Below are 6,153 nucleotides of genomic sequence, written 5' to 3'. Positions count from 1 at the left end.
CCCCCGCCACCGGCCCCCGGGCCCTGGACGCCGGGGAACTGCGCGCCCGGCTCGACTCGGACAACCCGCCGCGCCTGCTCGACGTCCGCTCCCCGGCGGAGTTCGAGGCCGCCCACATCCCCGGTTCCCACAACGTGCCGCTGGACACGCTGCGCGACCACTGCGGGGAACTGGCGACGTACCTGGACCACGACGTGGTCCTGGTCTGCCGCTCGGGGCAGCGCGCCGGCCGCGCCGGAGAGGCGCTGGCCGAGGCCGGTCTCCCCGGCCTGCCGGTGCTCACCGGCGGCGTGAGCGCGTGGGAGCGGACCGGTGCCCCGGTCAACCGGGGCCGGGAGCGCTGGGACATCGAACGCCAGGTCCGCCTGGTCGCCGGCAGCCTGGTGCTGACGGGAGCCCTTACCAGCTTCCTCGTCCCCGGCGCCCAGCTGCTCTCCGCCTTCGTCGGCGGCGGACTGGCCGTGGCCGCGATCACCAACACCTGCGCCATGGGCGTGCTGCTCTCCCGGATGCCGTGGAACCGCACCCCGTCCTTCGACCCGCGCGAGGCGATCACCCGGCTCGCCGGCGACAACGGGTGACGGACGTGACGCCGACCCTCGTGACCGTCGTCCTCCTCGCGCTGCTGATCGGCGTCTCCCTCGGCCTCCTCGGGGGAGGCGGCACCATCCTGACCGTGCCGCTGCTGGTGTACGTCGCGGGACTGGACGCCAAGGAGGCGATCGCGACCTCCCTGGTCGTCGTCGGCGTCACCGCCGCCGTGGGCGTGATCGGTCACGCCCGCGGCGGCCGGGTCCGTTGGCGCACCGGTGCCCTCTTCGGCACGGCGGGCATGGCCGGCGCCTGGGTCGGCGGCCTGCTCGGCGGACGCCTCCCCGACACCGTCCTGCTGGTCGCCTTCGCGATCATGATGGTCGTCACCGCCCTCGCCATGCTCCGGGGACGCCGCTCCGGTGCCTCCGGCGGCGGGGACGGCGCGCACGCCGCCGGACGATTGCCGGTGGGACGGGTCCTGCTGGACGGCGCGGTCGTCGGCCTGGTCACCGGGTTGGTGGGCGCGGGCGGGGGTTTCCTCGTGGTGCCGGCGCTGGCCCTCCTGGGCGGACTGCCGATGCCGGTCGCGGTGGGCACCTCGCTGCTGGTCATCGCGATGAAATCGGCGGCCGGCTTCGCCGGATACCTCACCGCCGTCCCCGTCGACTGGACGCTCGCCGGGGTCGTGACGGCCTCGGCGGTCGCCGGCAGCCTCGCCGGCGCCCGCCTGGCCGGCCGCGTCCCGGCCGATGTCCTCTCCCGGGCCTTCGCCTGGTTCGTCCTGGCCATGGGCACCTTCACCCTGCTCCAGCAGGCCCCCGCCGACCTGCGACTCCCCGTGGCGATCGCCATCGCCTCGCTCGGCGCCGGCGCCGGACTGTGCTACGGCTTCGTCGCGCGCTGCCCCCTGCGCCGACTCGCCCCCGGCACCTGACGGCCCTCCCCGCGCCCGCGTGCGGGAGGGCCGGCCCGGAACGCCCGGGCCGGCCCTCCGTCGGGTCGGGTGATCGTTCAGCCGGCGCCGGCGGGAACGGGCCTGCTCTCCCCGTCGTTCGTTCCCGCCGCCGACCGAACGGCCGGCCCGGGGTCGGCGTCCGAACGGGGACGGTACGGGTCACGCGGCCACCACATCCGGCGTCCCAACAGACCGGCCGCCGCGGGCACGAGGAACATCGCGATCACGAAGGCGCTGAGGAGGATGCCGAAGGCGACGGCGAAGCCGACCTGCCGGAGCACCGCGTTGTCGGCGAGGACGAGGATCCCGAAACTGCCGGCCAGGATCACCGCCGCCGCGGCGACGGTGGGGACCGACCGCTCCACGGCGCCACCGATCGCCTCCCGGGGCTCCAACCCCCGGCCCAGTTCCTCGCGCAGCCGGGCCACGACCAGGATGCAGTAGTCGGTGCCGATGGCGATGACGAAGAGGTACACCATCACCGGCAGCGTGAACGTCAGCCCGTTCGCCCCCAGGAGCCCGAAGGCCAGGACGGTGGTGCCCAGGGTCGCGACGAAGCCGAGTCCGACCGAGAGCATCAACAGGGCCGGGGCGACGATGCCGCGCAGCATCAGGGCGAGGACGGACATGATGACCAGTCCCGCCAGGGGGAACACCAACCGGTAGTCGTGACCGATCGCCTTCTGGATGTCCGCCAGTACCGCCGTGGTGCCGCCGACCAGGACCTCGGTACCGTCGGGGGCCTCGGAGACCGCCACGTCGCGCAGCGTCCCGGAGACCAACTCGACGGCTTCACCGTCCGTCGGGTTGAGGTCCAGAACCACGGTGAACCGGGCGACGTCCCCGGTCGCGGTGATCTCGGCGGGCAGCACCTCGGCGACTCCGTCCACGTCGCGCAGCGACTGCTCGTAGCCGGTCAGCGCCGTGGTGTCCAGCGGGGTCCCCCCGCCGGCGTCGAGGATGATCAGGGTGGGATCGGACTGACCGGAGGGGAACGCCTCCCGCAACTCCTCCATCGCCCGCACGGACTCCAGGTCGTCGGGCAGGGAGGCCTGGGAGTCGAAGTCCGAGCGGAACCCGAGGACGCCGAGCGCCAGCAGGACCGGGACCCCGGCGGCGACCAGGGCGACGGGCAGGGGACGCCGGGCCACGAGTGAGCCGATCCGGCGCGGAAGCTCGGCACGGGGCTCCCGCCGCCACGAGGAGGAGGGCCAGAACGCCTTGGTGCCCAGCAGCGAGAAGACCGCCGGGCAGAGCGTGAGCGCGGCGGCCATCGTCACGGCCACCGCGACGGCCAGGGCCGGTCCCATCACCCGCAGCATGCCCAGGGTGGAGAAGATCAGGACCGCGAAGGCGACGATCTCGGTTCCGGCGGCGGAGGTGATGGTGGAACCGGTGCGGGAGACGGCTCGGATCAGCGCCTGGCGCGGCGCCTGGCCGGCGCGCAACTGCTCCCGGTAGCGGAAGAGCACGAAGAGCAGGTAGTCGGTGCCCACCCCGAAGAGGACCACGAGGAGGATCGCGGAGGCGGAGGTGTCGGCGGGCATGCCCATCAGTGCGGCGGCCACGCCGATGAGCCCGGTGGCCACCTGGAGCACCACCAGGATGATCAGCACGGGCATCAGGGCGATGAGCGGGCTGCGGAAGAGGATCAGCAGGAAGAGGATGATGAGCAGGGGGGTCGCGAGCATCACCAGGGCGTCGGTGGCGGCGGAGGACTCCCGGATGTCCAGGCCGGTCGCGGCGTCGCCGGTGACCCCCAACGTCAGGGGGCCGTCCTCCAGCATCGAGCCGGCGTCCTCGCGCAGCTGTCCGATGGACCGGCCCAGTTCCTCGTCGTAGGGGTCCTGCACGGTGGCGAGGATCGGCAGAAGGGCGAGGTCCCCCTCGGGGGAGATCGCCTGCGGCTCGGTCGCCACCTCGGCCACCAGCGGATACCCCATCGCGTGCAGGGCGCCGGCGACCTCGGAGATCTCCGCCCGATCGGCCGGGCTCAGGGGCTCGCCGTCGGTGCGGCCGAACACCATCAGCGCGGCGGGCCGCTCGCTCCCGGGGAACGCCCTCTCCTGGAGCTCCCCGGCGCGCACCGAGTCGTAGTCGGAGGGCAGGAAGTCCGCGTCGTTGCCGGTGGCCGGCAGCGGCGGGGCGAGGACGGTGAGTGCCACGGCGGCGAAGATCCATACGGCGATGGTTCGCCAGGGCCGGTGGACGACGTACCGGCCGATCCTTCCGAACATGCTCGTTCTCTTTTCTGGGTTGATTTCCGTGGCGGGTCGTGGCTGGTCGGGGAGGTGGGGTCGGGAACCGTCCGTCCGCCGGCGCCCGCCCGACGGCGGCGACCGAATGGGCCCGGACGTTCCACCGGCCGGCGGCCACCGGAGGCGCGGACCCTCACGGCGCTATTGGTCCGATCCCGTGGAAAATCGACACCCGGCCGGGGTGGGTCGCGAACACTCCTCCTCACCGTCCTCTCCCGGACGCCTCCCGTCGGTGCGCCGCCGTTCTCCGTCGCCGTCGGGTCGGGGCGCCTCCACCTCGACGGAATCAACGGCGACATGGGAAAAATCGGACATCGGGTGGGTGCGGGGGGAGGCGGGGGCCTTTCCGGATATGGCGGCACCCGGAACCCACCGGTTGGGCAATGCGGAACAGGATGCCCCCGCCGTACCCGGGGAAGGCCCCCGCTTGCAGGTTGTTGAAAAGCTGGTTGAGCGGCCGCTTCTCTTCGCGGGGAGATGGTCAAAAAATAAACCTGTGCTGGGGCTTCGGTTCGACACGGGGCGTCGAATCGCGTTCGTGACGAGTTGTTGACTGCCTCGGAGCCGGCGAACTATGGTCGTGATCGCCTGATGGCTATCGATCGGTTGAGGGGTCGGGATTCGACAAAGCGCGGCGAACTCGTGGGTTCGCCGTTAATTCAACCGTGATTTCTTTTCCGTTGTGGTCGTAGCGTCCTGGTGTGAGGCAGAGCGATAGTGGAAACTCCCGGTTTGTCGTTGATCGTCAACGGTCCCCGAGCCCCCGAGGGGGAACTCGAGGCGGCACTGCTACGGGCCCATCAGCTCATCGACTCCATGGTCTCGCTGCACCGGGGCGGGTCCACCCGCAGTTCGTTCGTTCCGCTGTCCGGCGAGGGGGCGGTGCGGGAGGCCGTGTGCGAGCTCGCCGACGGCGCCCGCCATTCCGTCAACCGCTCCGCTCCCGGACACGGGACCACGACCGGGCACACCGGAGTCGCCTTCAACGCGCTGCGCGACGCGGGGCGACGCGGGGTGCGGGTGCGGATGCTGTACGCGGCCGGGGCGCTCAGCGGCGAGGAGATCTGGTCGGTGAGCAGGAGGGACGTGCCCTGGGAGGTGCGGGTGGCCGGCGGGGAGGTGCGGAACGTGCTGATCGTGGACGGCCGGGTGGCCCTGGTGTCCTGCGACACCGGCCGGTCCGGGACCGTCGGGACGATCACCGAGGATCCCGCCCTCGTGCGGACACTCGACCAGTTAATGGCGGGGACCTGGCACGCCGCCCGGGAGCCGGTGGGTTATCAGCGGCAGTGGCAGTGGATCCGGGGCCCCGAGGTCCGTCGTGTCCTGTGGCAGCTGCGGACCGGGGCCATCGACGAGGTCGCCGCCGCCGACCTGGGGATGTCCCTGCGGACCTACCGGCGCCACGTCGCGAAGATCATGCATGTCCTGGGGGCCACCTCCCGCTTCCAGGCGGGGATGCGCGCGGTTGAACTCGGGCTGTTGAGCGAAACGGATCGAACCTGACCGATCGGTTCGAGCGTCCAGGGGGAGTGGTAGAGGACGACACATGGGGAGTACAGGGTGCGCGAAACCGATGCTGTCGAAAGACCGGGTACAGAGGGAGCCCGCGACCACCGACTCCCCCCGGAGGAGCGGGGGGACGAACTCGAACAGGCGATGTTGGAGATCCGGGGGCGCATCGAGGAGCTGGTGGTCCGGCACCGCAGCCTGCTCTCCAGCCTGGGCCTGGTCTCCGAGGTCGACGGGGACACCCTGACGACCTCGCTGAGGGAACTGGTCACGCGCGCCGAGCACCGCGTCGACATGGTGGTCTCCACCGACAGCGCGCAGGCCGCGGCCATGGCGGCCATGCTGCGCCGGCGGTTGGAGCGTCGGGACGCACCGCTGGAGGTGCGGCTGCTGTGCGGCCGCCACACGCTCCACGAGGTGATGCCGTGCCGGGAGGTCCCCGGTTGGTCCGGCACCATCCGGGTGGCGCGGATGTCGACCGTGGCGGCCATGATCGTCGATGAGCGCGTCGCGTTGCTCCACACCGATTCGACGACGGGCAGTCGGGCCTCCCTGGTCCGGGCCCCGGCCGTCATCAACAGCCTGCACACCCTCTTCCGAGGTGTGTGGCGCAACGCGGTGCCGCTGCCCGAGGGGGAGATCGGTTTCGGGGGGCGGGAACGGACCGAGACCGTCCGCCGCATCCTCGAACAGCTCCAACTCGGCGTGACGGATGAGGTCGCCGCCCGGGACCTGGCGGTCTCGGTGCGGACCTACCGCAGGTACGTCTCCGAGATCATGCGGGCGCTGGGCGCCACCTCCCGCTTCCAGGCCGGGGTCAGGGCCGCCGAGTTGGGTCTCGCCCCCCGCTCCGAGCCCCCCTCCTCGGTGCTCCTGTCTCTTATACACCTCTCC

At 72.0% G+C, this 6,153-nt stretch carries 5 protein-coding genes; 4 read left to right on the top strand and 1 reads right to left on the bottom strand.

Annotated features, from left to right (window positions below):
• Both FOE67_RS13465 and FOE67_RS13460 read left to right on the top strand, forming a co-directional pair.
• A partial coding sequence (locus tag FOE67_RS13465) for a rhodanese-like domain-containing protein (RefSeq protein ID WP_438874213.1) occupies positions 1-581 on the top strand: 581 nt, incomplete at its 5' end.
• A 5-nt stretch (positions 582-586) separates the two neighbouring features.
• Positions 587-1,468, top strand: coding sequence for a sulfite exporter TauE/SafE family protein (locus FOE67_RS13460; protein ID WP_182663951.1), 882 nt, complete (start codon positions 587-589; stop codon positions 1,466-1,468).
• Between the two features lie 77 nt (positions 1,469-1,545).
• Here the strand turns inward: FOE67_RS13460 and FOE67_RS13455 are convergent, their stop codons facing one another.
• Positions 1,546-3,726 carry an MMPL family transporter gene (locus FOE67_RS13455; RefSeq protein ID WP_182663949.1) on the bottom strand — a complete coding sequence of 727 codons (2,181 nt, stop codon included), beginning with the start codon at positions 3,724-3,726 and terminating at the stop codon, positions 1,546-1,548.
• Positions 3,727-4,479: 753 nt separating this feature from the next.
• Here FOE67_RS13455 and FOE67_RS13450 point away from each other — a divergent pair.
• Together FOE67_RS13450 and FOE67_RS13445 are read left to right on the top strand one after the other, a co-directional pair.
• On the top strand, positions 4,480-5,253 hold the full coding sequence (locus FOE67_RS13450) for a LuxR family transcriptional regulator (RefSeq protein WP_228473847.1): 774 nt from the start codon (positions 4,480-4,482) through the stop codon (positions 5,251-5,253).
• Between the two features lie 57 nt (positions 5,254-5,310).
• Positions 5,311-6,153, top strand: an 843-nt coding sequence (locus tag FOE67_RS13445; RefSeq protein ID WP_182663946.1) for a helix-turn-helix domain-containing protein, incomplete at its 3' end; no start/stop codon positions are given.

Source organism: Streptomyces calidiresistens (assembly GCF_014141525.1).
Lineage (GTDB): Bacteria > Actinomycetota > Actinomycetes > Streptomycetales > Streptomycetaceae > Streptomyces > Streptomyces calidiresistens.
Note: the sequence above shows the minus strand (reverse complement) of the source record. Positions and strands in the feature narration are given on the sequence as shown.

What these genes read in the sequence shown, in the direction of transcription:
- FOE67_RS13455 (WP_182663949.1), bottom strand. Translation starts at nt 3,726, where the DNA reads ATGTTCGGAAGGATCGGCCGGTACGTCGTCCACCGGCCCTGGCGAACC.